Origin of the sequence: Kordia aestuariivivens, from assembly GCF_014397005.1 — a bacterium.
GTDB classification, from domain to species: Bacteria; Bacteroidota; Bacteroidia; order Flavobacteriales; family Flavobacteriaceae; genus Kordia; species Kordia aestuariivivens.
Genome location: NZ_JACGWS010000009.1, coordinates 67,940 through 94,590, shown reverse-complemented (window position 1 = coordinate 94,590; position 26,651 = coordinate 67,940). Strand labels below are relative to the sequence as shown.

Annotated in this window: 27 protein-coding genes; 8 read left to right on the top strand and 19 right to left on the bottom strand. The window is 29.9% G+C overall.

The annotated features are described in order from the left end of the window. Positions 1-4: 4 nt before the first annotated feature. The 6 genes from H2O64_RS15010 to H2O64_RS14985 form a co-directional block, all read right to left on the bottom strand. Positions 5-580, bottom strand: a complete 576-nt coding sequence (locus H2O64_RS15010; protein WP_187563027.1) for a 4Fe-4S single cluster domain-containing protein — start codon at positions 578-580, stop codon at positions 5-7. Further along, on the bottom strand, positions 580-1,467 hold the full coding sequence (locus H2O64_RS15005; RefSeq protein WP_187563026.1) for a hypothetical protein: 888 nt from the start codon (positions 1,465-1,467) through the stop codon (positions 580-582). The genes H2O64_RS15010 and H2O64_RS15005 overlap by 1 nt, the downstream gene beginning before the upstream one ends. Then, positions 1,467-2,369, bottom strand: coding sequence for a hypothetical protein (locus H2O64_RS15000; protein ID WP_187563025.1), 903 nt, complete (start codon positions 2,367-2,369; stop codon positions 1,467-1,469). The genes H2O64_RS15005 and H2O64_RS15000 overlap by 1 nt, the downstream gene beginning before the upstream one ends. Positions 2,370-2,537: 168 nt before the next feature. Beyond that, a complete protein-coding gene (locus H2O64_RS14995; RefSeq protein ID WP_187563024.1) occupies positions 2,538-3,209 on the bottom strand; it encodes a hypothetical protein in 672 nt (223 codons plus the stop codon). Between the two features lie 21 nt (positions 3,210-3,230). Then, complete coding sequence (locus tag H2O64_RS14990; RefSeq protein ID WP_187563023.1) at positions 3,231-4,196, bottom strand: tetratricopeptide repeat protein; 966 nt, start codon at positions 4,194-4,196, stop codon at positions 3,231-3,233. Positions 4,197-4,806: 610 nt separating this feature from the next. After that, the gene (locus H2O64_RS14985) at positions 4,807-5,748 is read right to left on the bottom strand and encodes a tetratricopeptide repeat protein (protein ID WP_187563022.1); all 942 of its coding nucleotides are present in this window, start codon (positions 5,746-5,748) and stop codon (positions 4,807-4,809) included. A 317-nt stretch (positions 5,749-6,065) separates the two neighbouring features. Here H2O64_RS14985 and H2O64_RS14980 point away from each other — a divergent pair, with 317 nt between their 5' ends. From H2O64_RS14980 to H2O64_RS14965, 4 genes are all read left to right on the top strand, one after another. After that, positions 6,066-6,254, top strand: coding sequence for a hypothetical protein (locus H2O64_RS14980; RefSeq protein WP_187563021.1), 189 nt, complete (start codon positions 6,066-6,068; stop codon positions 6,252-6,254). A gap of 86 nt (positions 6,255-6,340) precedes the next feature. After that, positions 6,341-8,290: a sensor histidine kinase gene (locus H2O64_RS14975; RefSeq protein WP_187563020.1), complete on the top strand. Its 1,950-nt coding sequence runs from the start codon at positions 6,341-6,343 to the stop codon at positions 8,288-8,290. A gap of 33 nt (positions 8,291-8,323) precedes the next feature. After that, positions 8,324-8,998 carry a response regulator gene (locus tag H2O64_RS14970; RefSeq protein WP_187563019.1) on the top strand — a complete coding sequence of 225 codons (675 nt, stop codon included), beginning with the start codon at positions 8,324-8,326 and terminating at the stop codon, positions 8,996-8,998. Positions 8,999-9,270: 272 nt separating this feature from the next. Further along, positions 9,271-9,891, top strand: a complete 621-nt coding sequence (locus tag H2O64_RS14965) for a JAB domain-containing protein (protein WP_187563018.1) — start codon at positions 9,271-9,273, stop codon at positions 9,889-9,891. Between the two features lie 14 nt (positions 9,892-9,905). Here the strand turns inward: H2O64_RS14965 and H2O64_RS14960 are convergent, their stop codons facing one another. The 6 genes from H2O64_RS14960 to H2O64_RS14935 form a co-directional block, all read right to left on the bottom strand. After that, a complete protein-coding gene (locus tag H2O64_RS14960; protein ID WP_187563017.1) occupies positions 9,906-13,166 on the bottom strand; it encodes an Eco57I restriction-modification methylase domain-containing protein in 3,261 nt (1,086 codons plus the stop codon). 77 nt (positions 13,167-13,243) lie between these two features. Continuing rightward, positions 13,244-14,296, bottom strand: coding sequence for a protein rep (locus H2O64_RS14955; protein WP_187563016.1), 1,053 nt, complete (start codon positions 14,294-14,296; stop codon positions 13,244-13,246). A gap of 21 nt (positions 14,297-14,317) precedes the next feature. Next, entirely contained in the window at positions 14,318-14,596 is a 279-nt protein-coding gene (locus tag H2O64_RS14950) for a helix-turn-helix domain-containing protein (protein ID WP_187563015.1), read from the bottom strand. Between the two features lie 79 nt (positions 14,597-14,675). Then, the gene (locus tag H2O64_RS14945) at positions 14,676-15,707 is read right to left on the bottom strand and encodes a hypothetical protein (protein WP_187563014.1); all 1,032 of its coding nucleotides are present in this window, start codon (positions 15,705-15,707) and stop codon (positions 14,676-14,678) included. Further along, positions 15,708-16,973, bottom strand: coding sequence for a tyrosine-type recombinase/integrase (locus H2O64_RS14940; protein WP_187563013.1), 1,266 nt, complete (start codon positions 16,971-16,973; stop codon positions 15,708-15,710). Between the two features lie 611 nt (positions 16,974-17,584). Next, a complete protein-coding gene (locus tag H2O64_RS14935) occupies positions 17,585-17,980 on the bottom strand; it encodes a winged helix-turn-helix transcriptional regulator (protein WP_187563012.1) in 396 nt (131 codons plus the stop codon). 91 nt (positions 17,981-18,071) lie between these two features. On the opposite strand from H2O64_RS14935, the gene H2O64_RS14930 reads away from it, so the two are divergent. From H2O64_RS14930 to H2O64_RS14915, 4 genes are read left to right on the top strand one after another with little or no spacing between them, the layout of a single operon-like run. Continuing rightward, positions 18,072-18,851: an MBL fold metallo-hydrolase gene (locus H2O64_RS14930; protein WP_187563011.1), complete on the top strand. Its 780-nt coding sequence runs from the start codon at positions 18,072-18,074 to the stop codon at positions 18,849-18,851. 24 nt (positions 18,852-18,875) lie between these two features. After that, a complete protein-coding gene (locus H2O64_RS14925) occupies positions 18,876-19,358 on the top strand; it encodes an acyl-CoA thioesterase (protein WP_187563010.1) in 483 nt (160 codons plus the stop codon). A gap of 53 nt (positions 19,359-19,411) precedes the next feature. Further along, entirely contained in the window at positions 19,412-20,272 is an 861-nt protein-coding gene (locus H2O64_RS14920; RefSeq protein WP_187563009.1) for a helix-turn-helix domain-containing protein, read from the top strand. 44 nt (positions 20,273-20,316) lie between these two features. After that, on the top strand, positions 20,317-21,159 hold the full coding sequence (locus H2O64_RS14915) for a DUF2306 domain-containing protein (RefSeq protein WP_187563008.1): 843 nt from the start codon (positions 20,317-20,319) through the stop codon (positions 21,157-21,159). A 185-nt stretch (positions 21,160-21,344) separates the two neighbouring features. On the opposite strand, the gene H2O64_RS14910 is transcribed toward H2O64_RS14915, so the two are convergent. From H2O64_RS14910 to H2O64_RS14880, 7 genes are all read right to left on the bottom strand, one after another. Continuing rightward, positions 21,345-22,088, bottom strand: coding sequence for an SDR family NAD(P)-dependent oxidoreductase (locus tag H2O64_RS14910; RefSeq protein WP_187563007.1), 744 nt, complete (start codon positions 22,086-22,088; stop codon positions 21,345-21,347). Between the two features lie 214 nt (positions 22,089-22,302). Next, complete coding sequence (locus tag H2O64_RS14905; protein ID WP_187563006.1) at positions 22,303-22,995, bottom strand: type 1 glutamine amidotransferase domain-containing protein; 693 nt, start codon at positions 22,993-22,995, stop codon at positions 22,303-22,305. 3 nt (positions 22,996-22,998) lie between these two features. Further along, complete coding sequence (locus H2O64_RS14900) at positions 22,999-23,682, bottom strand: type 1 glutamine amidotransferase domain-containing protein (protein WP_187563005.1); 684 nt, start codon at positions 23,680-23,682, stop codon at positions 22,999-23,001. A gap of 101 nt (positions 23,683-23,783) precedes the next feature. Continuing rightward, positions 23,784-24,584, bottom strand: a complete 801-nt coding sequence (locus tag H2O64_RS14895) for an alpha/beta fold hydrolase (RefSeq protein WP_187563004.1) — start codon at positions 24,582-24,584, stop codon at positions 23,784-23,786. Between the two features lie 69 nt (positions 24,585-24,653). Continuing rightward, entirely contained in the window at positions 24,654-25,070 is a 417-nt protein-coding gene (locus H2O64_RS14890; protein ID WP_187563003.1) for a 4-oxalocrotonate tautomerase, read from the bottom strand. Positions 25,071-25,152: 82 nt separating this feature from the next. After that, complete coding sequence (locus H2O64_RS14885) at positions 25,153-26,040, bottom strand: DMT family transporter (RefSeq protein WP_187563002.1); 888 nt, start codon at positions 26,038-26,040, stop codon at positions 25,153-25,155. 10 nt (positions 26,041-26,050) lie between these two features. Next, positions 26,051-26,620, bottom strand: a complete 570-nt coding sequence (locus H2O64_RS14880) for a Crp/Fnr family transcriptional regulator (RefSeq protein ID WP_187563001.1) — start codon at positions 26,618-26,620, stop codon at positions 26,051-26,053. Between the last annotated feature and the right edge of the window lie 31 nt (positions 26,621-26,651).

Sequence of the window (26,651 nt, the reverse complement as noted above, 5' to 3'; positions counted from 1 at the left end):
TTTTTTAATGATTTAGTTGTCGACTTGGGATTCCAATAATAGTTTGAGAAGAAGCTTCTACGATGACTTCTAAGTTTCGACCTTTTGTGTAGAAATAATCTTCTTCATCTCTTAACTTATCTGTTAGAAAAATAATTTTTTGATTTGAGGATCCTTTAAGTTCTTTCCCATTATTTAACTTGTCTATGTATTGACCATCAATAAGAACATCTATATACCGTAGAAAGTCTTTTGCTTTAGCCCAGTCTAAACGTTTATATGTATAGCCCGTAAACACCAACACACTCAGTTCTGGTTTTATTTGTAATACATCCGCTAATAATTTTGATAATTTACTCGCTTGTAAGAATGGCTCTCCTCCCGAAATTGTTATACCTTCAATCTCATGATTATTGAGTATAGATTCAACAATCGACTTAATAGGTGTTAGTTTGTTTAATCTTATAGGAATCCCTTCTGGAGTAGTACATTTTTCACAATTAAAAGGACATCCTTGAACCCAAATAACATATCTCTTACCTGGTCCTAAAACATTAGTGCCAGATTCACATAAATCTAAAATATTGATGGTGTCTTTCATTAGTTATATGTTTTAATTTCTGCTAATTCAAACAAGGGAAGTTGTTCTCTGTTTTCCATTATTGATTTTATTTCTTTATCATAAGCATTCAATTTATGTTCAATATCATCTCTGATTTTCTTCACATATTCTAATACTCCTTCTCTACTGGATAATACTCCATAAATAGCATTGTTTTCTAAATGATGAAGATTGAAAACTTGCATTATCTCAGCATGCTTTTCTTTAATTTCATTCAAATCAAGCTTTATAGAATTAATTTTCTCAACTCGTTGATTGTAATCAGCTGTTAGCGTTTCAACTTCATTCTTAAATTGATCATACTTGGTGTTTAGGAATATTGAACTTAATTCTTCTAATTGATCATTTTGTTGGCTAGCAAGTAGCTCAATATTTTTAATTGTTTTATTAATATTTTCTTTTAAGCATTCACTTTGTTCTTCTTTCTCATCTAAAAGAAATTTATTTAACTCTTCTAGAGTATTGATGTACTGCTCTTTTGTTTTATGAATGTCCTTAGAAATGTTGATACACTCGGAATTAATACTTTGAAGATTATGCTGATTTAAAAATGCTTGCTTCTTTTTAAGTATATTTAATTCTTCATATTTTTCTTCGAGGACTACAAATTTTGATTCAGTAGATTCTTTTTCTTCTAAGAGGTTTTCATTCCTTTTTATACAATTATGTACTTCCTCAGTTCTTTGCTTTAAAGATGTTATTTCTTGTATTAGTTTTTCTGAAAAAGAATTGAATTCATCTTTAATTTCTTTGTTTTCAAAACAATCAAATAGTAATCGTATTCCTTTTTGCAATTGGATTGCTTTTTTTTGAGGAGTATAATTACTTTCAAGAATATCTTTTATTTCATTTTCTATATTTTTCATTATATAACTTTGTAAAAGATTTTGTTATTGATTGTTGTTATTTTTAAGCATGACTGATTTAGAAAATTTGTTTGGGTTTCTATAAACAATTTTAAATAAGTGCTCTGTTTAATTTGGAAATATGAATCTTTCAACTCCTCAAAAATGTTTAAAAAAGGTATTTCTACAACATCTTTTTTTCCTGTCAAAGAAATTCTATTTTGAATTTGATTCAACAAAACCCAAGACTTGGAAAGTGTTTTTTGGTTTAGATTTAGATTGTAATCGGAAACTTTTAAAAGGTGTGAGTTACTTTTAGAAACTTTTTGAGATAAAAATTCAAATTCATTCAAAAACGTTATATCTGTATTTTTATTAAAAGCAGAAATATGTTGAAAATTAGTAAACGGTGATTTAAAAAATATTTTTTGATCTTTAAAATGTTTTTTAACAAACTGATTTACTACACTAACTATTGTTTCAAAGTAATCATACAAACTGATTTTTAAGACATTATTGATCCCTACATTAATATTATAATATTCCAATTCTTCAAAATCAACTGTATTAAGTTGATCTGAAAGCATCCAATTATATATTTCAATATTTGTAGTATACTTAAATAGTTGTTCAACAAAATCTTCCGTTGCCTGTTTCTGAGTGAAACCCTTAAACCTTTCATTAAGGATTGATTTAAAAGATATATTAAGCGATTTTTTATCTGTTATAGAATCTACCTTGTTGTAAAATATATTTAAAGTCCTAAAAGAAAAATCAAGGAATACATAACTCTTATTATCTGAATCTAATAACTCTAGCGTTGAAGTAATAGCATATTTAGCAGAAAAATTATCCATTAAACAGAAATGGTTTAAGTAATCATTTCCTATAATTATTGATGAGATATCAGGTATATTCTTCATGAATTTTGAAATACCAGTAACTAAATTTTTATATACATCTTGAGAATTATAGTTAGAACAATCGATCGAACAGATAGACGAGATACTCTTAGCAACAATCCTGTTTTCTGATAAATAAATGATATGATCGTTATTGATTAGTATGTTCATAGTTATTAAATTCAATAATCAATATTTATTTCTTTTCTTTTCTTTTACCATTGCATCTACCGATCTAATAATATTTTGAGCCTCTGTAGTATTAAACTCTCCTCCTACCTGTTCTACAATTTTATAATCAGATAGTGTGACTTCAACCCTGGAAGTTCCTCTTGTTGTAAGAGTAAATGTTTCTGATACGTTATACGTTTTCTTTTCTCCTTCAACAAATAGTTTGGCAATGGGTATTTTTTTGAACACTTTTTCTGTGGGTGAAAATATTTGTTTGGACTTTGATTTTGTCTCTGTTTCTATAGAAACTATATCATCATAAAAATAAGTCTTGGTGGATTCATTTAATGGTTGACCCGTAGTTGGATCAAATACACATTGATAAATTACTAATTCATGTTGGGTAAAATTTATAATGGTAATTACTTTTGGAATATATCTTATAAAGCCATCTTTCCCTTTCTTGAAATTAAACTCTATATCTTCATATTTACCAGCTCCTTTTATCCCAATAATAAGTTTTGACTCTCGTATACAGTCACTCTCATCTAATGATGTTTTTTCTAATGCTCTTCTATATAATGGCTGAATAGACTTCCAGATCAAATCATCAAATTCCGTATCAGTTATACTTTTTGAAAAAATAGATTTTGAAAAATAGTTTTCAATTTTTTTACCGTTTGTTGTCATCGTGATATTGTTATAAATAAATTAGTACTTTGAGTCCGTAAATTTTTTATACGGTAAGTTTAGCAAGACCATTAGTCTTTTTAATTCAAAAGGATCTTGATCTAATCTTTTAATAGCTTTGAGTTCAATAACTTTTGCTGGTACTTTAAGCCCTTTTTTTTCAAAATAATCTTTGTTAATGATTTGTTTCAATCGATAAAATTTTGCTTTTTTATTATTCATACGTATTGCTGTATTCAAGCTTTGTAGTATGTCCATAATTTCGTCCATCTTTAAACGAGAAGGTCTTTTTCCTTTAAACTTTGCCAAAGCTAGATTGTAATAATATTCTTCATTTGTAGAATTGATTTCAATACTTTTATTTAAATGATTTATAGCTGCATCATATTGTTTAATTTGTAATAACAATACGCCTAGCCAGTAATGATGAATATCATCATTAGGATTTTTTTTAATTTCATTAGAATGATATTGAATATGTATACTGATTTCATTTTCATTCAATTTTGAACGCAATTCAAGGGATAGCTCCTCATAACTAGATGATGAAGCTGAAATAAATTGTTTAGATTCATTAATTGGAGGTTTATAAGGATATGTTAACTCTCTAATCTCATATTTGGAGAAACCTAAACTATCCTTTCTTCTAGCTATATAATTTCTAAAATCCTTGTATTTTGGAAAATTGTCAATGTATTTTGAACATAGGTTTAAAACATACTCTCTGTATTTAAGTATTTTATTTTCGTCTTTACAAATATCTACATAACCTTTTAAGGTTGTAAAACCTACAGTTTTTGGTCGATCTATCTCTGGAACTTTATTATCCTTAAGAAACTTATTTAATTCCTTATGAAGATCTTTTATATCGTCTTCCGTGTAATCTGTAACTTTCTTACGCTTCGCATGTGTTCTTACGATTTCTTGCATAAAAGATATAAAAACATCCCTCTGCGCTTTCCCTATTTCTAAATCTGAATACCTCATGTACTATCCATTTTGCACTACGAATATATTTTGTAATCACATAAGTATTTTATGGATTTCCATAAACCGATAAGAAAACACAATTACAGTTCGTTGATTTTTTAATAGATTATTGTATAGTACACTTAAAATTTTCTTGATTGTATTTTTTGTAACTTAAAATTTCCCTCTAACATTTCACAACCTGATAATTTTACGCTGTAAGCCGAACTTCCAAGAGTTAAGGGTTGCTAAGATGAACTTTTGTATACACTTATATATTTTTACTTTCCTTTTACTAGTAATTATATAATGGAAACTTTGGGTAAGGTATATTTCATAGGATTTAGAAATTTTCCTGCACTTTACTTCTTCTTTAATTTTTATTGATGTCATTTCTTTATTGAAATACACCCCATAAACTTTAATTCTATAAGGTTTCTGTTGTTTTGTAAAACACAAAGACAAAATCCTTCTAATTTAAATTAGCATTCTTCTTTACATATGATATTGTTTTAATATATATTTAATCATCAAAATATTTATTCATTAACTTATCAATGTGTAGATTCAATAAATAAAGCAACAATTTTGAAAAAAGACTTTTTTATTAATTGTATACCATATACTCTTACTTGTAGTAATCTGGAAGATTAATTAAGCGTAAAAGCCTGTTAAACTCTATTTCATCTTTCTCTAAATAATCTAAATCTTCTAATCTTACCTCCTTCCACTGGTAATAATACAGTCGTCTATTATGATAGTCCTCTCGAATAATTGCTGCAAGTATTTGAAACTTTCTTTTGTGGGGATTTAAATTAATCGCATTCTTTATATCATTCTCAACACTATTTGCTGTCTCTTTATTTAAATTAGAAGGTCTCTTCCCTTTAAATTTAGCTAAAGCTAGATTGTAATGATACTCTTCATTGTCAGGATTTAAGTCAATACTTTCTTCTAAATGTTTTATAGCACGTCTGTATTGTTTATTATGAAGTAAAAGTACACCAAGCCAAAAATTCACTTTATCATCAAACTCTTTTTCATCTACTTTCTTTAAGTAATATTTAATATGTGCTTTTATACCATTTTCATTTAAATTCTCAATCAATTCGTAAGAAATCTCATTGAAATCGAATACTTTTATCTCTATACTTTTACTCTCATTATGATTTTGGTAAGGGTAGATTAAATGATTAGTTTTATAATTCGATAATTTTAAAACATTCTTAGATCTCTCAATATAATTTCTAAAATCTTTATATTTTGGAAAAACACCTATATACTTTGAGCATATATTGAGAATATATTCTCGATACTTTAATTCTTTATTTTCATCCTGACATATTTCAACATATCCCTTTAATGTTGTAAAACCTATAGTCTTTGCTTTATTTTCATCGACGTTTTTATTTTTCTCTAAGAAATTATTTATTCCTGAACAAAGATTTTTTATATCCTTTGGACTGTAATCCATAATCTTACGTTTCCCATAAGTTTTCGCAATTTCTTCCATAAAAGATATAAATACTAATCGCTGCTTTTCGCTTATGTCTGAGTTTGAATACTCCATATTGTTTGCTTATTACAATACAAATGTATTTCACTTTGATTCATCTATTTTATGAGTTTCCATAACACATTTCACCTATTTATTTCAAATAATATCGCTTTGTATTTAATTTTTTAAAAAACATAAAATGTTAAAAATCAATAACTTAAATTGATTTTTAAACAGGTGTTATCAGGCGTTTTTTGACATTGACGCACTCTTCTAACATTTGCATTGTAGAACTCGAGAAATCTACAATAACAAATTTAAGTAGGTGTTAAAAAACGAATACCGGTTACCGAAAACAATGCCTACGCAAACTTTAAAATTTCAAAAAAATGAAAAATTTAAAAAGAACACGTAGCATTAGAGTTGTAGTTAAAGTATTAATCACTTTTATAGTATTAATGATATTTTCATGTACTCCTTATCCAATTGAAGATGAGGGTAACGTAAAAGTTGAAAATGAAACAACAAAAACTACGGGAGAAGATTCTGGGAATAAAGACACAGATACAGAAGAGTAGATCTCAGCAAGGTTGAGTTTGTAGTATTTACTATTCTAAATTTAAAACAAAACCTTACATTTTACAAAAAACTGTATCTTAGAGGAATGAAAAAATATTATTACATTTTATCATTCCTCTTCCTTTTTATTTTAATAGGTTTTAGCTTATTAAATAACAAAGAAAAAAAATCTGTTAATACTTCTTCAAAAGCGGATAGTTTACATAATTATTATGTAAATACAATTAGAATCTTGAGTACAAATCCAGTAGCAATAAAACATATTGATAGTTTTATAAAAGTAACAAGTAAAAATAAACTAGACCGCTTAACCTTTAAAAGCTACATGGTTAAAACCAGGTTACTATCTAACTTAGGAAAACAGCTCGAGGCATTATCTGATTCCAAAGAATTATTAAGACTATCGACAGAGAAAAATGATAGTGTATATATTGGAAAAGCTAACTATAAAATTGCGTTGTACAATGAAAAACTATTCAACTATCAAGAAGCATTCGATTATTATAATAGATCTTTTGCCATTCATCGAGATTTAAAAGATAGTTTATTAGCCCCTAAAAGATTGTTATCCATGTCAAAGATGCAAAGAAACTTTGGTGATTACATTGGTAACTCAATTACTGCTACAGATGGATTAAAATACATAAATAATCTTGTTACATCAAACACAAAACTTGGATTGTATCAAGAAATTTCTATTTCTTTCAGAGAACAAGGTAATTATAAAGAAGCATTATTATGGAGTAACAAAATTATTTCAACAATTGATAAGTATACTGATTCAGGAAATGTGATTGTATATAAAAACACAAGAGCTAATATTTTTAAAGACTTAAAAAAATATAAACAAAGTACTGATATATTCAAAAATTTATTAAAGGATACCTTAGTTATCAATAATCCATTGAAATATGCACAGATATTGAGTAATTATGCTTACTGTAAATGGGTAGAAAATCAAGATAATTCTGAAAGTGAAAAACTATTATTAACAGCACTTTCTATAAGAGAGTCAAAGAAAAATTATTTAGGACTCATAGCTAGTAATATTCATTTAGCAAACTACTATATAAAAATTGATAGTCAAAAAGCAGTTTTTCACGCAAATCAAGCTTATAAAAATGCAAAAAAAATTAATAATAAAGTAGAAATTCTTGCTGCATTGGATTTGATTACTTCCATTGACTCAACTACAATTGAAAAATTACAGGAATATAAAACGATTAGCAAATCGCTTGAAGAAACACGAAAAAAAATACGTCAAATTTATGCACCAACTCGTTTTGAAAATGAACGATTAACTGCTGAAACTACAAAAAAAGAAAAGCAACTAAAAATTGAGAAAGAGGAAAAAAGAAAAACAATTTTTTGGATGACTGCTATTGCTTTATCAATTTTCTCTTTAATCATCCTCTATTATGTACAGCGTCAAAAAATTCAGAAAGAACGAACCAAAGCCGAAAAACTAAAAGCCCGAATTGATACTGAAAAAAAGCTATCTAAAAAGGTTCATGATAGTATTGCAAACGATTTATATTTTATCAAAATTCTTATCAATAGAAATGCTGAAGATGCTAAAATTATTCAAAAATTGAATATCGTTTACGATAAAGCGAGAAATATATCAAGAGAAAACAATGATATTGATTTTCAAAAATATAAAGAATATTTGAAAGAAATAATCAACAGCTATATTTCTCAAAATGTAAATATCTTTGAAAAAGGTATTGATGATATTAGATGGGATAAAATAAATGAATACAAGAAATCGGTTATCTACCAAGTCATCAAAGAACTCATGGTAAATATGTATAAACATAGTAATGCGAGTATTGTAAGTGTGATTTTTAAAGTAGAAAAAAAGAAAGTTCTAATCACGTATACTGATAATGGCATTGGCTTTTCTTCAAATAACATAAAGAGTAGAAATGGTATTTCAATTATGGAAAACCTTACTGAAAGTTGTAACGGAACTATTAATTTTGACTTAAATAGAGATTATGGGATCAAAGTAAGCATAAAGATTCCCTGTTAATTAATAATTACAAAATTTCAAATACTTTTTATTATGTTTAAAAAAATTCTAGTTGTTGAAGATATGGAAATTGCAAATTATGGCATTATAAAAACACTAACTGACAAGCAAATAATTATTGAAGAAGATATTTATCAAACACAATCTTGTGATAAAGCATTGCTATTATTTAAGAAAGCTATTCAGGAAAAAAATCCTTTTGACTTAGTAATTACAGACTTATCTTTTGAAAAAAATTATAAAGACGAAAAAATAATTTCAGGAATTGAATTGATTAAAGAGCTTAGAAAGATTGAACCCAATACAAAAATAATAGTTTACTCCATTGAGGATATACCCTTGAAAATAAATACATTGTTTGAAAAACAAAAAATCAATGGGTATATTGTAAAAGATGGATACGATGCAAAAGAATTAATTGCTGCAATAAAAGAGATTTATCAAGGAAACAAATACAGATCAACTCAGTTATTGAAAAGTATGAATAAAAAAAATTCAATTCAATTAGATGATTATCATCAACTACTTATTGATAAATTAGTTGAAGGTTATACGCAAAAAGAGATACGAGAATATTTTGTAAAACATAATATTAAACCTTATAGTAAAAGCATTATTGAAAAGAGATTAGAAAAATTAAAACTCGATTTCGAAGCAAAAAGCATTCCTCATCTTGTAGCAATTCTTAAAGATTTCGGACTCATATAATATACTTTCCTATTTAAAAAAGTCATATCCATAATCAAATTAGCAATTCCTATTGATAACTTATAAACATAAGGTATTAATCAACTCAATATCTGCCTCCAAAAAGTTCGAATTCCTTCTCTCCGACTCCACAAATACCCTTGTAATTCATTGATTTACAAGGGTTTATTTTTTTAGGTGTAAGATTAGGTGTAAGTAGCTCCCTTTTAAACTCCTTTTATTATTCTTAATTCATTAACTTACATTTTAATTTTATCTTTTATATTTACTGTATGAATGTAAGACTTACCGAAGAACAAAAAATAACAATTCTTAATGCGCATGACGTGTATAGCGTGATGCAACAAATTCTTTTGCGTCAAAACAAAATACGTAGAGCGCAGGAACATTTTTGGATTGTTGGACTAAAAGCGGATAATACTATACTTTTTATTGAACTTGTTGCCATTGGTGCGCAAAATAGAGTGAATGTATCGCCGCCCGATGTTTTCCGTATGGCAATTTATAAGCTTGCGGTGCGCATTATCTTAGTGCATAACCACCCAAGCGGAAACCTCAAAGTTTCGCAAGCAGACAAAAACATTACGGATAGACTTTTGAAAGTTGGTCAAATAATTAATATTGATGTTATAGATCATTTGATTATAACTGAAAGCGGCTTTACCAGTTTTAGAGATAAAGACATTATGGAAGAACTCCGCAAAAGTGGCTTTTACGAATTGGTAGAACAGGAATCAGAAGAAATGAAAGCTTTTAAACTTCAGATTGAAAAAGACAAAGCCAAAAAAGAAAATTCAATTGATATTGCACGCCGTATGAAAAACGTTGGTTACGACGTTGACACTATAAAAAAACTTACTGGATTGAATAAACGTGAGATTGATAAAGCTTAATTTTTTACTTTCATTTAAGAAGCTTCAACAATAGCAATTTCATCTTCGGTAAGTCCGTAGAGTTCATATACCATTGTATCTATTTGTTTGTCGGTGGCGTTTATTTGTGTTTGTAGTTCTTGTGCTTCTTTTTTCTTTTCCTCAAAGAGTTCTAACCATTCAAATTCATCTTTTTTGGTTAGTACCTCAACAAGTTCTTTTTCTTCGATTACATGTACTTTATTGGTTTCCTTGATGGCTTTATTGAGTTCTTTGATGAATTCACCAAAAGATAACTCATACCAGTTTTGAAGTTTTTTAGGTAGTTTTTCTAATGAAAATTTTAATTTCAAATAACCTGAAAATTTAATACTTAAACTTTGTTGCTTCTCTAATTTTCCAGAAATGGAATCAACAAATTGAACAATTGAAACTTGTATTTCATCATTAGCTAAAAAAATAGGGATTTTAGATAATGGTTCATTAAAGTATTCCCTTGCATTCCCTTTTGGCTTACCAATAAACCCATAATACCAATCAATTAAATTAGAATTCAGGACACCTAGAACATATTTAACTTGAAGCTTTTCATAGTTAATTAGAAGGACTCTTATATCTCCACCATCATTAAATCGCCTTTCATTATCGTATGCAAAACGATTATTAGTAGCTCTGTATGGAACAATTATTTTTTCATTTGCATCATACACTTCTTTTCTTCTTGGTCTCTCCATTCTCCACCAATCATAACTACCTTTTTTAACCTCATTTCTATTAGATAATACTTCCTTATGCAGATTGAAATAATTAAGGATATTAGGATATTTTTCAATAATGGTGTCATTATCAGTATATATCAAAAATGTTTCTCTATCGTGTATGCTATATTTTGATATATCACCATTTTTTACATTTTTCCGCAAAACTTCTTTTTCTAAATTATACTTAGAAATGATTTCTTTAGAAACTGTAAAAACATCATTCTTACCTGAAGTAGATCCTTTTTCAATCTCTGCTATTTCACCGAGAAGTTTACCTTTAGAAGTAATTTTTTTAATTATTTCATTCTTATCATTTGAAGCAAAAATCCAGTACTGATTTAATGCTTCTCTATCTTTAGTTATTTTGTCAAACCTATTAGATTCAATACTTAATAAACTTTCCTTAGTATTTTTTAAAGTACTGTATTTTATGGACTTTTTCTTTTGATCTTTTTCTGCAAAAACTATTGCTGTATGAACATTAGCATCTTCAAAAACGAGATAGTCCCCAAAATTTAATATCTCAGAAACATAAACAGATAAAAACTCTCTTAATGTTTTTGCATATTCATTACCAATGAAATAATTAGAGGTTATTACTCCAAAAACCCCTTCTTTTTTTAACATATCAATACCTCTATACATAAAATAATACATTAGGTCATTGTATCCTGTATGTATTGTTTTGTATTCTTTTTTAAAGTACTGATGAACATCTTTCGATAAGGTATTTATGTTTACATAAGGTGGATTCCCAATCACAACATCAAAACCGCCTTTTTCAAATATGTGCGGAAACTCAGTTTCCCAATGAAACGCTTTATCGCCTGCTACGGTTTTACTATCAATAAGACTGTTACCGCATTTTATATTACTACTTAAATCGTTTAGTTTACGTCGTGGTTGTGCCGTACGAAGCCATAAAGACAACTTTGCAATTTCTACGGATTCTTCGTTGAGGTCTACACCGTAAATATTGTTTTCTAGTACCGTATTTTCAATGTCACTAAATACAATAGCACCGCCCAATATTTTAGCTTTGAGTTCGTCTATATAGTTGTGTTCACTAATTAAGAAATCTAAGGCTTGGTTTAAGAATGCGCCACTTCCGCAGGCAGGATCACAGATAGTGAGTTGCAATAGCCATTCACGATATTCATCTAAAATAGCGATGAGGTTTTTAATCGTGCTTTTTTGGCGGTTTTTACGTCCTTTGTAATATTCTTCCTCTTTGAGTCCTAACGCCGCTTTTTGTTCCTCGCATAGTTTCCCAATAGTGTTTTCTACAATGTATTTTGTAATGTATTTGGGCGTATAAAATACACCATCTTTTTTACGCTTGCTTGTTTGCTTGTCAAAGTCCGCGCCTTGTATTTCGGCATTGACACTTTCTATCTCATTTAATGAGTTTTCAAATATGTGTCCTAGTATGTTGACATCAACTTGACTTTCAAAATCGTACTTCGCTAATTTGTAGGCGTACGTATATAGTAAATCGTTATCAATTTCTAAACTATCAATGATGGTATCTTCTTTGAATAATCCGCCATTGTAAGCGTATATTTCGGCTCTACTCGTTGTGCCTTGTCTTCCTTTATCTAAAAAACGAAAGTATTGCTTAAATAGGTCGAATAAAGGTCGTTCGTCGCCAAAATCAATATCCGCCTTCCATTTGTTTAGTATTTGAATTGTGCTATTTGCAGGTAAGAGGTCTCTATCTTCTGCAAAGAATATAAACAGAAACCGATCTATTAATTTTTGTGACTTTTTGAATAATGTAAGTTTTACATTCTTTTCCAGTCGTATGTATTCGGCGGCGGTATCTTCTTCGGTTGCGTTCGTTGTCGCTGTAAATTCCGCGTATGATACATTTTTGAGTCGCTTACCGTTACGCTTTACCAAATCGCGATACAACTCACGTTTGAATAATGAATAATCTTTGTAAAAATTCTTTGTAATTTGATCTTCTTCTATGATCGAAGCTTCTTTGATTTGAAGCGGTACATTTGTGAGTATGTTATCTTTTTGCAGGCATAAATACAATAAAGCAAAACGTTCTTCAGTCAATTCAAATAAATTGAATTCTTCAAATTCCGTTGCATCATTTATATAAAACCTCAACTTTTCAAAGTTGGACGTTATGACATATACGCATCCTTTTTGGTTTGCTTTATAGTCAAAAGCTTGTCGGCGTATGCTTTCTAAATCTTTGGTTTTTGTTCCTTTGAGTTCTATAACACCAATGGCATTATCTTCTTTTAGGATCGCTCCATCCGCTTTGCGTGCGTTATTTTGGTTTTTATATTCAGCAACGAGGTTAAAATCTGTATTCGGTTTTAGGGTATATCCCAACACTTTTACAAACAGTTCCGTAAGGAATAAACCTTGATATTGTTCTTCTTTTGTATTGCGTATATTTTCCTGTATAGCAGGCGATAAAAAGTATTTTGTATACTTCTTATACGCTTTGTGAAGCTGTTCTTTGTCTTGTTGATTGAGGTACTTACTTAATACTGATCTTTGATATAATGCCATGCTACGCTGCTAAGTTTGTAAGAATTTTAAAAATAGTAACTTCTTTTATAACTAGCTTACGGAAATACGTATTTTTTTTAATGGAGTTCTTTGTCGATGCATTCCTTTAATAAATATTTTAGATCAATAGGCATTGAATAGCCTGTTAAGCATTCGCCTGTATCGGTGTTTATCCAATCGGTTGCGCTTGGTGCGAACTCCCAAAGTTTGTAATCTTCAACCAGTCTTATATTGGCTTCTTTGGTTTCCTTTGACGGTAAGTCAAACCCGAAGCGATCGAACAGACGAATTCCTTTCATAGCGGCGTATATATTGTCTAAGGCGTACGCATATATTTTCACATCTTTTTTTAATTGCTTTTTATCGTTTGGGTTCGGCTCTGTAAAAACTTTACTTCCATATTTAATGGTTTCAATCAAATCGCGCTCTAAGTTTTCTATTTCTCTAAAATGTTGTGCTTTGTTGGAGCAATGAAATTTTCCGTTTCTGTTCCATTGTTTAAGCCATTCCTGTTTTAGTAAAATTGCGGTTTGTCTGTTTGGTACAATTAAATGATAATGCGGATTGTATGTTTTATTTTTAGGATTGAAATTACATTCTAACGACTTAACACCTATGATTTTCATTCCGTTCCCTCTTGCATGTCTTTGCCTGCATCGGTCGTTTATTTTTTTAAAGGCTTTTTTCATTCCAAAAATCCACTTATTGAGTTTATCCGCTTTTACAGATTTTACGGTTAAAGTCACGAAATACGGATTTTCCCAATTTTTCAATACAGGATAATATCTATTTATAATATCCGCTTTGCGTATGGAATTGCACACTGTACAAAATCTAGTTTTACAATAATTTGCATGGATTCTATTATTCGAATCAATAAGACGTGTATAACAATGGTATGCGTTCCAATATGATTGCACGCGCTCCATGTGTCCTTTTCCTTTTGCTACATCTAAAAGGCTCAAAATCATTGCGCGTGAAATGGTTTTTCTTTGCGCTCTATTGATTAGAGATTCATTGCCTATTATTTCCGTTCCATCACCCGCTATTGCTACATGTTGAGGTTTTTTACTTTCATTAGCTGTCACGCTTTGTGCTAATGTATAGATTTGCTTCGCTAACTGCTTCATAATTTGTCGTATTATTAGCGGTTAGCTTCGTTTGTATTTGAGTGATTTTACATCTTTCAAAGACGCTTCCAAGTCTGCACGATTTATAAGTAATAGACGTCCAACTTTTTGCGCTGTAAACAATCCTCTTTTGATGTAGGCGTATACGGATTGTGTAGAAATTTTTAGAAATTCCGCCGTTTCTTTTACGGTGAGGTTTTCGCTTTTTTCTTCTTCTACTGGCTTTTGCTTAATGTCCAAAAGAAGGTTTTCAATGCTTGATAATCGTTCGTTGATTATCTCGAATGGATTGTTGTTCATAACAAATTGTTTTATAATCTGTTACAAACTTATTTTGAAATTGATGAGGTAACCATAAAGTAACGGTTACATCTTATGGTTACCTATTCTTTGTTTTAGCTTCTTTTAGTTCTAATAGTGCTAATTCTTTGGCTTTTGGATAGTCGGAAAGCATTGTATTTACAACGAAACTAATATTAGCAACTTGATTGTGTGCAATTCTATTTGTTTTGTAGTGACGGAATTTGTTGTAAACTTTCTGAAAATAATTTTTTGTAGTTTTGATACTATCATTCTCAATTAGTTCTTCAATCGCATATAATTTTCCTTGCGGGTGATTCTCAAAATAATCTATGTAATCACTTTCTTGTAGATAATAATAATAAAGTGCATAGTGTGGTATCGTTATTTTTGAATCATCTGTTTTTTTACTCTTTAAAACTTCTTTTTCTATTTTTTTATATTCAATATCTCGCATTATAGAATTATGCTTATTCAATAAAAACTTTTTTTGAAGCATAACGAAATTATAGTCTTCACGCTCATATATATCGTTTTCTATTTCTTCTTGATCTAACGTATCTAAAGTATAATTAATTATTTCAATACCTTCAATTAACTCAATACTTTTGAGGTGTTCAGATATTGATAAAAACCCAGCATTTAAACAATGTTTTATCAAAGAATCTAAATCAAAGTAGACAACTCCTTTCCCTTTGAAAAAGTAAAAACATTCGTAAAATTTTTTAGTTAACTTATATAACTCCTTTTTTGAATTATATATATGTGTATTTGAAAGAACTATATTTACAAATTTATATGCAAAAAAACTGAATGTTGTATCTATCTGAACATGATGGTTTTCACAATTTTTTTCTCCTTCTCCTTTTTTCTCTCCTCTACAAAAAGCACATCCTTTTTCTATGTTTTCGGGGAAAGATTTTATTTTTAATTCCTCAAATTCTTTCTTGAAATCTTTATAGTTTTGCTCAGTTAATAAAAATTCCTTGAGCCATTCATTAACACCTTTTTGATTCGCTTTTTTATACGGTTTGAATAATTCTTCTCCAACATCCGTTTTGATATATGCCATTTTATTTGGCAACTCAAAACCTACTAACTTTTTATTCATTTAATTCACTTTTTTTAATGATGGTAATTCAATATCAAAAGTATCATTTACCGCATCTTTTTTGGCTTCGTCATTAACTTGATAATATTGATTCAAAGTTTTCATGTCTTTATGTCCTGTGATTTTAGAAATAAGTTTATCACTTTTACCTTTTTGCTTCATCATTGTTATGAAAGTACGTCGCGCTGTATGTGTACTTACACGCTCATAAAACGGCATTGTTTCTCTTATGACTTCTTTTCCTTTGGTTGTGGTCTTTTCAACGTTTTCCGTATATCCTGCGATCTTGAAAACCTCTTTTATATAATCGTTATGTTTTTGGTTTGCTTTCAATGGCAATTTATAATCATACTTACGCAAAATATACAAAGCTATTTCATTTAGCGGAACTTCACGCATTTCTTTTTCTGCTCCTTTTTCTTCTTTTAGCTGTACAGAACCGTTAATTATATTATTTTTAGATATAAGCTTTAATTCTCCAAACCTCATCCCTGTAACGCATGAAAACACGAATACATCGCGTATTCCTTCCAATCTTGCTGTGTCAAAATCTTGTGCAATTAGTTTCTGTAAATCTTCAATTTTGAGTGCTATTTGATTTGTAATAACACGTTTCTTTTTCTTAAAATTTCTGAATTTTGCATTATAAGTATATCCGTTATTTAACGCCCACAACATAAACGTTTTGAATAAACCTAGATTACGTGAATATGTATTATTTATATGCTGTTTGTCTGTCATGCAGAAGTCCGTAAACTCAGAATAAAATTTATCATTTATTTTACTAAATGTGATTTTATAGTTTCGGACAATTTCAAACTCTTGCAGTATGTTCTTAATATTTTTGTATCGCTTTATTGTAGCATCCGCCCACTCTTGATTTTTTATTTTTCTTGACATAAATTCGTCATAAGCTTCATAGAATATATCCTTTCCTACGGTTACTTTTTTGAATTCAATATCAAATTCAGCTCTTATATTCTCAATCGTAATTTCTTGATTTGTATTCTTGTATAATTCAGTAATTTTAAGGAAAAAGTTAGAATATCTATCTAACTGTAATTTTATGGCTCTATGTCTATCCGTTTTTTGAGATCGTCCAGTTAGACTTTTTGGCTGTCGATTTTTAAAATCCCATTCATTTGGGTGAATCGTTTCGCCTGTCGAATAAACAAACTTTTTATCTTCATCCTTAAAAAAGGCTATTAGATAAATTAATGTTTCGCCGTTTTTCTTTTTATCCTTTAAATTTAATGTGCTACGCATTTTTAACGGGTGTAAGTTTAGGTGTAAGTAAATATACGATTAAATACTATTCTAAACCAATAACAAAACATGAACTTTTCACTAAAACACTAATTATCAGTACTTTTAACATTTTTAGAATATATCGAAATATAAAGGTTCAATACTCCCCGGCTCCACAATAAACGCTCTAAAGCATTGATTTTAGGGCGTTTTTTTTTAGTATCAGTATCGTTGACAGAAGTTGTGTTTCTAAGCTTTGTTTTCAATGTAACTTTATATGACTATTTTTCTCTAAATATTCTTTTTCCAATTTCCATTTTAAATTATCGATCAAATAATCTAACAATTTGATCTAGTAGTCTTCTTTTTGATCATTATTCGCTTTGTTATATTGTGTAGTATTTCGTTGCCTATAATTTCTACCTCATAGCTTGTTATTGCTACTCGGTGAGGTTTTTTAGCCTCAAAGTTTGTCCTGCTTTGTGCTAATGTATTTTAAAAAAGTGGTAACTGTTTCCTTAATAGAACTCATCTGTAAGGATTCTGATTTTATTCATATCACACAAATAACTCAAAATTTTCACCTTAGTACTTTATTAAAAATTTAATTAATCTCTTATTTGACGATTTCACTTCAACACTTTAGAGTTTTCAACAAACCAAGAACTAATATCTATTAATTTATTAGACAACGCAAAACCAAATTCGGTGAGGGAATATTCAACTTTGGGAGGCACTTCTGAGAATACACTTCTTTTAACTATGTCATGCGCTTCTAACTTTTTCAAAGTTACGGTTAACATTCTTGCCGAAATACCGTCTATACTCTTTTTAAGCTCAGAAAATCGTAAAACTTCGTGATAACCTAAATTGAAAATGCAAAATAATCCCCATTTATCAAAAGAAGCTGATAATAGTTTTTTGGTTGGGCAAAACCCTTGTTTTAAATATGGCTGAGTTGAAATATAAAATTTTTCTATTTTTTTCTTGAGCCTAACTTGCTGTAAATCAGTTTTAGTTACCATTTTGTTACTTAGTTATCTATTTGTAAGTTATTGTTTATCTGTGTATAAAGGTATACTTTTGGTTACTTAAAGTAACTAAAAAAACAAATATATGAAAGATTTTGATATAAAATTTAAATGGATTGGTGCTTCTACTTGGATATTAAGTATAGACAACCTAAAAATAGGTAGTGATCCTGTTCTTTGCCAAAAAGATACTTTACAACATTACAGGTTTTTTAAAACTAAAAGACGTACAGAACCAAACTATGAATCAAAAGATTTTGAAAATATAGATTTTTGGTTATTGACACACGAACATGAAGATCATATTGATGCTTATGGCGTAACAAAAATTGAGCCTGAGTCTAAAGTTTATGCCAATTCCAATCTAAAAAAATGGCTCAAATTAATTTATGCAACCAATGTAGATTATTTGAAATGGGGAGAGAAAAAAATATTCGAGAAAGAAAATTTAAAAATAACTATTGAAGCAATTCCATGTGTTCATGCTAGTAACTATATAGCAGCTAAACTCGCTGGTAGTGTAAATGGTTATTGGCTAACTGTAGAAAAAAATAAATCAAAAATTCAGATATATGTTACAGGTGATACAGTTAATCATCAAAAAGTAAAAACTTTTTTAAAAGGTAGAAATGCCGATATAATGATTCCAAATATTGGTGCTGGCGGGCTAGATAAATTTGGAGGACCATATACATTTACAGCAAACCAATTTATGGATTTTGAGAAAACAGTAAATCCAAAAATTATATTGCCAGTACATCATAAAACATTTTCACTTTACAAAGAGCCTATTGAAAAGCTCTATGCATATAATGATAATAGGGTATTGAAATTTGACGAAGGAGATACTTTGGAAGTCAAATAAATCTCATGTTAAACAATGTCACAAATGAAAAAAATATTAGAAATTAAAACAAAAGTCAGGTTTCAAGATTGTAACCCTTTTAATCATCTTAACAATTCAAAGTACATTGACTATTTTGTTAATGCAAGGGAAGATAAAATATTAAAGCATTACAATTTAGATGCATTCGGTCATGCTAATTCTTACAGAAAAAGTTGGGTGGTAACAGGTCATCAAATTGCTTATTTAAAACCAGCAATGCTTAATGAAGAAATTGTGATTATATCTCAATTACTTCATTTTTCAAGCAGTGATTTAAGAGTTGAAATGAGGATGTATGATAAAACTAAAACAGTCTTAAAATCTCTATTATGGAGCAAATTTACATATATAGATATCCAAAACAAGAGAAAGGCAGAACATAATGGCGAATTGATAAATTTATTCACAAAAATAGTTAATCCAATTGAAAATCAGACGTTTGAAGAAAGGTGTTACCAAATAATCAAAAACACAAAATTAGTATAACGCATATAACTCTTAAAATTAGTTTCACAATTTTTAAATAAAATTTATTAGTCATGATTAACAAACATAAGTCAATAGAATTATTTGGGAGACCTTTGTTTTCTTGGATTGACATTTACACTCCAATGTCTGGTAGTTTATCTATTCCATCTGAAGCATGCTTTAGTTATTTTATGCAAGAGAATGTTAAAGTTATATCAAAACAATATTGTGTATCAGTAAAATCTAAACATATTGTTCTATCAGTATCTGGTGATTTATTAAGTAACAAATTAGCGAATCAAAAAAAAGGTATTGTAAAATCAATTATAGTCCATCTTCACCCAGAAACTCTAAAAAAAGTTTATAAAGAAACAAAGCCTCCCTTTTGGAAAGAGTTATCACGACCAGTTTCCCAAAACATTATTCAATTGGCTGCCTCTAATTTAATTCAACACTATATTGAAGGCATAAAGCAGTTATTTGATAATAGACAAGTTTTAACAGAGGGTATCCTTATTTTAAAATTAAAGGAAATTATTCTTTTATTATTGCAAACAGACAACCTTCCTGAAGTTACTCAAATTATAAGAAGCCTTTTCTCAGAAAGAACATTTGACTTTAAAGAAACTGTGGAGGCACACCTATATGAACATACTTCAATACCTGATTTGGCCAGTTTAACAAATACAAGTATATCAACCTTTAAAAGAAAATTCACTAAAATTTATAAGGACACACCGCATCGATATATTCTTAATAGGAGAATTGAAAAAGTAGCTTCCATTTTGAGAGTATCTGATGATGCAATAGGTTCTATTGCCTATGACTGTGGTTTTAGCACTCCAACTCAATTATCAAGACTTTTTAAAATAAAATATAACAAAACTCCCTCGCAATATCGCTTGGAATGCTTATTAGAAACTTCAAATTAAAAATTTCAAGAAAACCTTAATGCAGTATCTATTTAACACATGTAATGAAAGACAAAGTAAATTTATCGAAAATGAGTTACCCGAAGGCTAATAACATTTTAGTTTTATCGGCAAAATCTTGGTTCATCTCTGCAGTTTTAGGACAATTTATCTTTGCCTATTACATTGCTGCTTTTTATGGAGGTCATGCTTTGAATACAGATTTTAAAGCTTGGAACAGAGCACTGACTCATGGTTTTGTTGTTGGTGAAGACATTGGTAATTTTTTTCTAATACTCCATATTCTTTTTGCCTTTATTATAACAGTAGCTGGTCCTTTGCAGTTTATGTCATCAATTAGAGGGCGCTTTCCCTCTTTTCACAGAATAAACGGTCGTATTTATCTTTTTACGACTTTAATTATGGGTGCAACCGGGCTTTATTTAAGCATGTCAGGAAGGAAACTTGCTGGAGACCCTTCTCAACAGCTCCCTTTTTTATTAAGTGGATTTCTTATTTTAATTTTTGGTTTCTTTACGTTATATACTGCTTTAAAGCGTAATTTCAAAGCTCACCGGCGCTGGGCTCTTAGACTTTTTCTAATCGTGAACGGTGTTTGGTTTTTTCGAATTGGCCTAAATTTATGGTTAATGTTAATGGGGGGTCCTGTTGGTTTTGATATGGAAACATTTCAAGGTCCTTTCCTGACGATTCTTGGCTATGCTTCTTTTTTAGGGATATTTCCTCTTAGTATACTTGAGTTATATTTCCTAGCTCAAAATAGCTCCAAAGTTTATGGAAAAATTGTTATGGCAAGCCTTTTAGTTTTATTGACACTTGCAACACTGATTGGAATTTATGCAACTCTATTTGGAATGTGGCTACCAACCTTGTCTATTCCTAATTAATTTCACATTTCATTTAAAGATAAAATAATTTGTATTAGATCAACATTCTCAATTAGGTAAAAAAATCAGAATAGTCTTTTCGAAAATTAATATGTAATACCAAACTCACCACTACTACCTACCGTCAGGGTTTATAAATTAAGTATCATTATCCATGTTATTGAGTTGAATAAGACCTATAACAATTAATCAAATCCACCTGAAACTACAATTTGTTGTCCCGTAATCCATGATGATTCCTCAGAAGCTAAAAACACAGCCAATGATGCAATGTCCTTTGGTTGGCCTATTCTCCCAAAAGAGGTATTAGATATAATGTAATCTTCCATTTCTGTACCAATAATTTGATTACCTTCTGTTTGTGTAGGACCAGGTAGAATTGAGTTAATCCTTATGTTCCTTGAACCAAGCTCTTTTGCTAGTGTTTTTGTTATTGAATCTACTGCACTTTTAGTAGCAGAATATACAATTGACATTGGAGTGGCTTTTACACTTGCCACAGAACTAATATTTATAATATTACCGCCTACCCTACTATCAAAATATTTCAGAGCTTCCTGAATTGTCAAAATTACACTCAAGACATTGTGATCAAATTGGCGATGATATTCTTCTTCGGTTACCGACTCGACAGGCTCAAAACTGTATACACCAGCATTATTTATAAGTAAATCTATCTTTCCATATGATTCGATGGATTTATTAAAGAGATTTTTGATGTCTGAAAGCTTAGTAATATTTGCCTTTACAGCAATTGCATTTCCTCCATTTTCGGTTATATACTTTACAGTTTTATTTGCCCCAATGTCATCGAAAAAATAATTAACTATAACTTTAGCGCCTTCTGCAGCTATTGATTTGGCTATTTCAGCACCTATACCTTTTGAAGCACCAGTAACTAAAGCTACTTTATTGTTTAATTTATTCATTTTTTTGGGGATTTTAAGTTATTAAGAATAACATATTCGAAAAAGAAACCAACTTATCAATTAATAAAAAAAATAATTCTCTACTATCAATCAAAATTACTAAGTTGAATAAGTTGCTTGTTCTTTTATTTTTAAAACCTATTACATTTTGTAAAACTAGGTTTAAACACTAACCTTTATATGCTAAAGAAGTTCAAAAATTATTTTATAAAGTTCAGTCTCTCTTATTAGATAATAATTTTATTATTTCTTGAGCAACGCTATATGAAGACGCGGGGTTCTGTCCTGTAATAAGGTTTTTTTCGACTACAACATAAGGGGTGAAATCATCTCCTTTACTGTAGATACTCTCCAATTCTTTCAACTTAGATTCTAAAGAAAAGGGAACCACATTTTCTGCTCTAACAGCAACTTCTTCAGAATCTGCAAAAGAGGTAAGTTTCTTTCCTTTTACAAAAGCATTACCCTCTAAATCTATAGCATCAATAAGAACTGCAACGCCATGACACATGGCCGCAATTGGCTTGTCTAGAACAATCACTTCTTGTAAAAATCGGTTTAATATTTGATTGTTTACAAAATCCCACATAGGACCATGCCCACCAGGAAAATAAACCAAATCATAATCGGACCCAATTAAATCACTCAGCTTTAAGCTATTTTCCATAAGGCTAATTGCTGTTGAATCATTTTTAAATTTAATAGTGTCTTCTGTTTCCCAATCCTTTAATTCACTTGTTGGGTCAATGGGAATAACGCCACCCTTAATAGAGGCAATTTCTACATGAATATTCTCATTCATTAATTCAAAATAAGGAGTAGCTACTTCTTCTAACCAAACTCCAGTTTGCAATCCTGACTCCCCTAATTTATTGTGTGACGTAGTAATAAATATGACTTTCTTCATTTCTTAATTATACTTTGTATTAATTAATTTCATCATTTCGATAGCAACTCCGGATGCTGATGCTGGATTTTGTCCCGTAATTAAATTATCATCAACTACTACATAAGGTTCAAATGGAGTCGTACTTGAGAATAATGCCCCTTGATTCTTCAATTCTGCATCCAACATGAAAGGAATGACATCCACTAAAGTGTGGCCATCTTTGTCTTCCTCTGCCTTTGTAAATGAGTTAACTTTTTTACCACTTAATAAGTTACTGCCATCAGACAAATTAACATTTAAAAAAGCAACTGGTCCGTGGCATACTGCACCGACAACTCTACCACTTTCATAAACATCTCTTATTACTTTTTTTACTAAAGAATTATTAACCATATCTACCATTGGACCTAGTCCACCTGGAAAGAAAATGGCATCGTAAGCTTCAATAGTAATATCACTAAGTTTATGACTAAAATTAAGTCGCTTAAAACCGTTGCTATTTCTAAACTCCTTGCTGTTCTCATTTCCAGAATCATAACCAGTCTCTGGAGGAATCCCTCCTAATATACTTGCGAAGTCAACGGTATAGCCTTTGTTAATAAACTCAAAATATGGATCTGCCACTTCAGAAAATTCATATCCTGTACTTCGGTTACTGTTGCCAATCACATTGGTACTTGTAATAATAAAAAGTATGTGTTTCATAATTATTATATTCTTTTTTAAAACACAAAACATGAAATTTAACCAGAAAATCAATTTTCATGTTTTGTATTTACAATTAATTTTTATATCTCAAATTTGATTTAACTTATAGCGATTTTATTGAGTGCTTTTCCTAAGTTTTCAGGACCAGTAACCAGAGGGACATGACCATCTTCTAGAGTAACAACTTCACTAATACCTGTTTCATTTTGAACAAGTCTTTGAGCCGTTAATGAAATAACTCTATCTTTAGTCGTCTCAACATAAGATTTAGGAACTCCTTCGAAGTTGTCACCAGTATTGATGACTTCAAAGAATGGTTTGGTAGCTTGCCTCACAAACTTTGGCAATGCATAATCTACCTGCTCATCAGTCGCTCCAGTCATTATGACGTCTTTAATAGCTTGTCTACCCAAGGTAGCATAACTCTCATCTTCAGACATTATCATACTAGCCAATAACTCACTTCCTTGGTCCTCCTTAAAAATTTGGACCGCAGGTTTTCCATCGTAAGGCACGGCTGATGCAACAAAAACAAGTTTTTCTATATACTCTGGTGAATCTTCTGCAGTTTGAGAAATTATATATCCTGCAAAACTGTGCCCCACTACTATAACTGGCTCGGCAATTTTATCAAGTTCCTCTCTAACCGAATCCGCATATAGCTGAAGTGAAATCTCTGAAATTGGTGTTTTATCTTCGCCGTGTCCAGGTAAATCAAAGGTAATTACCTTATGCCCTTCAGCTTCTAAAAAAGGGACTGTTTCTCCCCATGACCATGCACCTTCCCAAGCACCATGAACTAATAATATAGTTTTATTTGAATGTTTCATTTTATTTATTTTTATAGTGATTTGATTTATTTCAAAAGTCAGAAACATTTGAAATGTAAACGTTGTCATATAACAACCTTTTTAATAGACAGAAACAAGCTCAAACATATTTATATATTCGCACTTGCTAAGTTTTAATTACCCTTTTGAGATTGCATCTAGTAACTCGTCGTTGCTCATTGCAATTCCGTCTAAATTCCATCCACCATCTACAGCGTGCAATACATTTACGTAAATGTTATCTTTAGGTTGTTTACCTCCAGACAGTTTATAAATTATCTCGGTTACTTCAGCAAAATGTTGTTTGATAACCGTTTTGTCAGACAATGCAAATGATGGTACCTTCCACTCTGCCCAGGCTCCTGAGAAGTCTTCTCCTCCTGAAAACGAATGACCTTTTTGAACGATATGTACATTTGCAGTTACGTTTGGCGTCATAACTGAATTCCCAGTTAAACCATGCGTTTTTAATAGTGATGCTGTAATTTGTTGAACGGCATCTTTTTCCTTTCCGATAGGCAAAACACCCTCAGTTAATGTTAATGTTAATGGCATAATATATGTGTTTTAAGTTGTGAACATCATTGTTCAATACAACACCACAAATATTAGATATGAAGACGATTTAAAAGTTGTCCTATGACAACGCTTTAGATAATTTTGAAGACGTTTTTTTACTAATAAGTAAACCAAATCCAATACATAAACCTCCTATTAAGTGAAATTGATGTAAATTCTCTCCAAACACAACAGCAAATAAAGCTGTAGATAAAGGAATAATATTTGTAAAAACACCTGCTTTATCTGCACCTTTAATCTGAACTCCTTTTTGCCATAAAAAATAGGCTAAAGCTGTCCCTAAAATTCCTATTCCAATTGCGGCCAACCAAAAATTAGAAGTATATACCGTTACCTTAGGAACACCATTTATTGGCAATAAAAAGATAAAACCTATGAGGCAGCATAAACTAGTTAAAAACGTAAAATTTAAATTTGAAATAGTTGAATTATATTTTCTCACCCAAACATGATGCAATGCAAAAAAGACATTTGCTATAAGAATTAGAATGTCTCCTGAATTAAATTGGATGTCAATAAGATTGATAATATTGCCCTTTAAGATCAAATAAGTAACTCCAAAAAGTGCTATGATTATACCAATTATTTGAATCTTTTCTATTGACGTTTTTAAGATCAGTTTTGAAAATACAATTGTTAGTGCAGGGTTAAGACTAACAATAAGTGCTGCGTTTAATGCGGACGTATGTAGCAATCCTAAAAAGAAAAAGAAATTAAACCCGAAAAGACCAATAAAACCAGTTAGTAAAATACCTTTTAAATTAAGTCTAATGATTTTAAATTTCGGTAAGTTCTTAAAACCAAAAACAATTAACGTTAAAACTCCAAACAAGAATCTCCAAAAGCCAGCTTCTAAAAAATCAACTTCTTTTAATATTATTTTAGCTAAGTGAAAGTTCAATCCCAAAAATACGGCGGAAATTATCAAATAATTTGTGGCTTTCATATAAACTAGCCTACAACTTTGCTCTTAATTTACTAAGCGTAGAATTTGTCATGCCTAAATAGGAAGCAACAGCTTTACTTGAAATACGAGATAATAATTTAGGCTCATGTTCCATAACCCATCTCAATTTATCTATCCCTTCCATTCCCAAAAAGCTGTAAATGCGCATTTGAGAGTGAATGAAAGCAAATTCTAAAAATTTATGAAAAACAGCCGCAAACTCTGGAACTGTTTTAATCAAGTCATAAAAATCACTATGATGTATTACTAATAATTCGGAAGGTTCTAATGATACCAAACAGTCTCTAGATGGTTTTTGTAGTATGAAACTAGTGTTGGCCGAAATAATACTATCTTCTAAAGCAAAGAAGCCCGTAACCTCATTTCCTTTATCGTCGATTTCATAGAGTCTTAAACATCCTTTATTTATGAAATAAAAGTGCTTACATGTCTGATCAATATTGCATAGCATTTCCTTTCTAACCGTAGTTCTTGATTTGAATTTTGAAATGATTTTCTTCAAGTCTTTTTGATCAATCTCTCCGTGTTTTTCAATGTAATTTTCTAGTTGGGTAAACATATTTATTAGTTTATTGAGATAGTCACAAAGT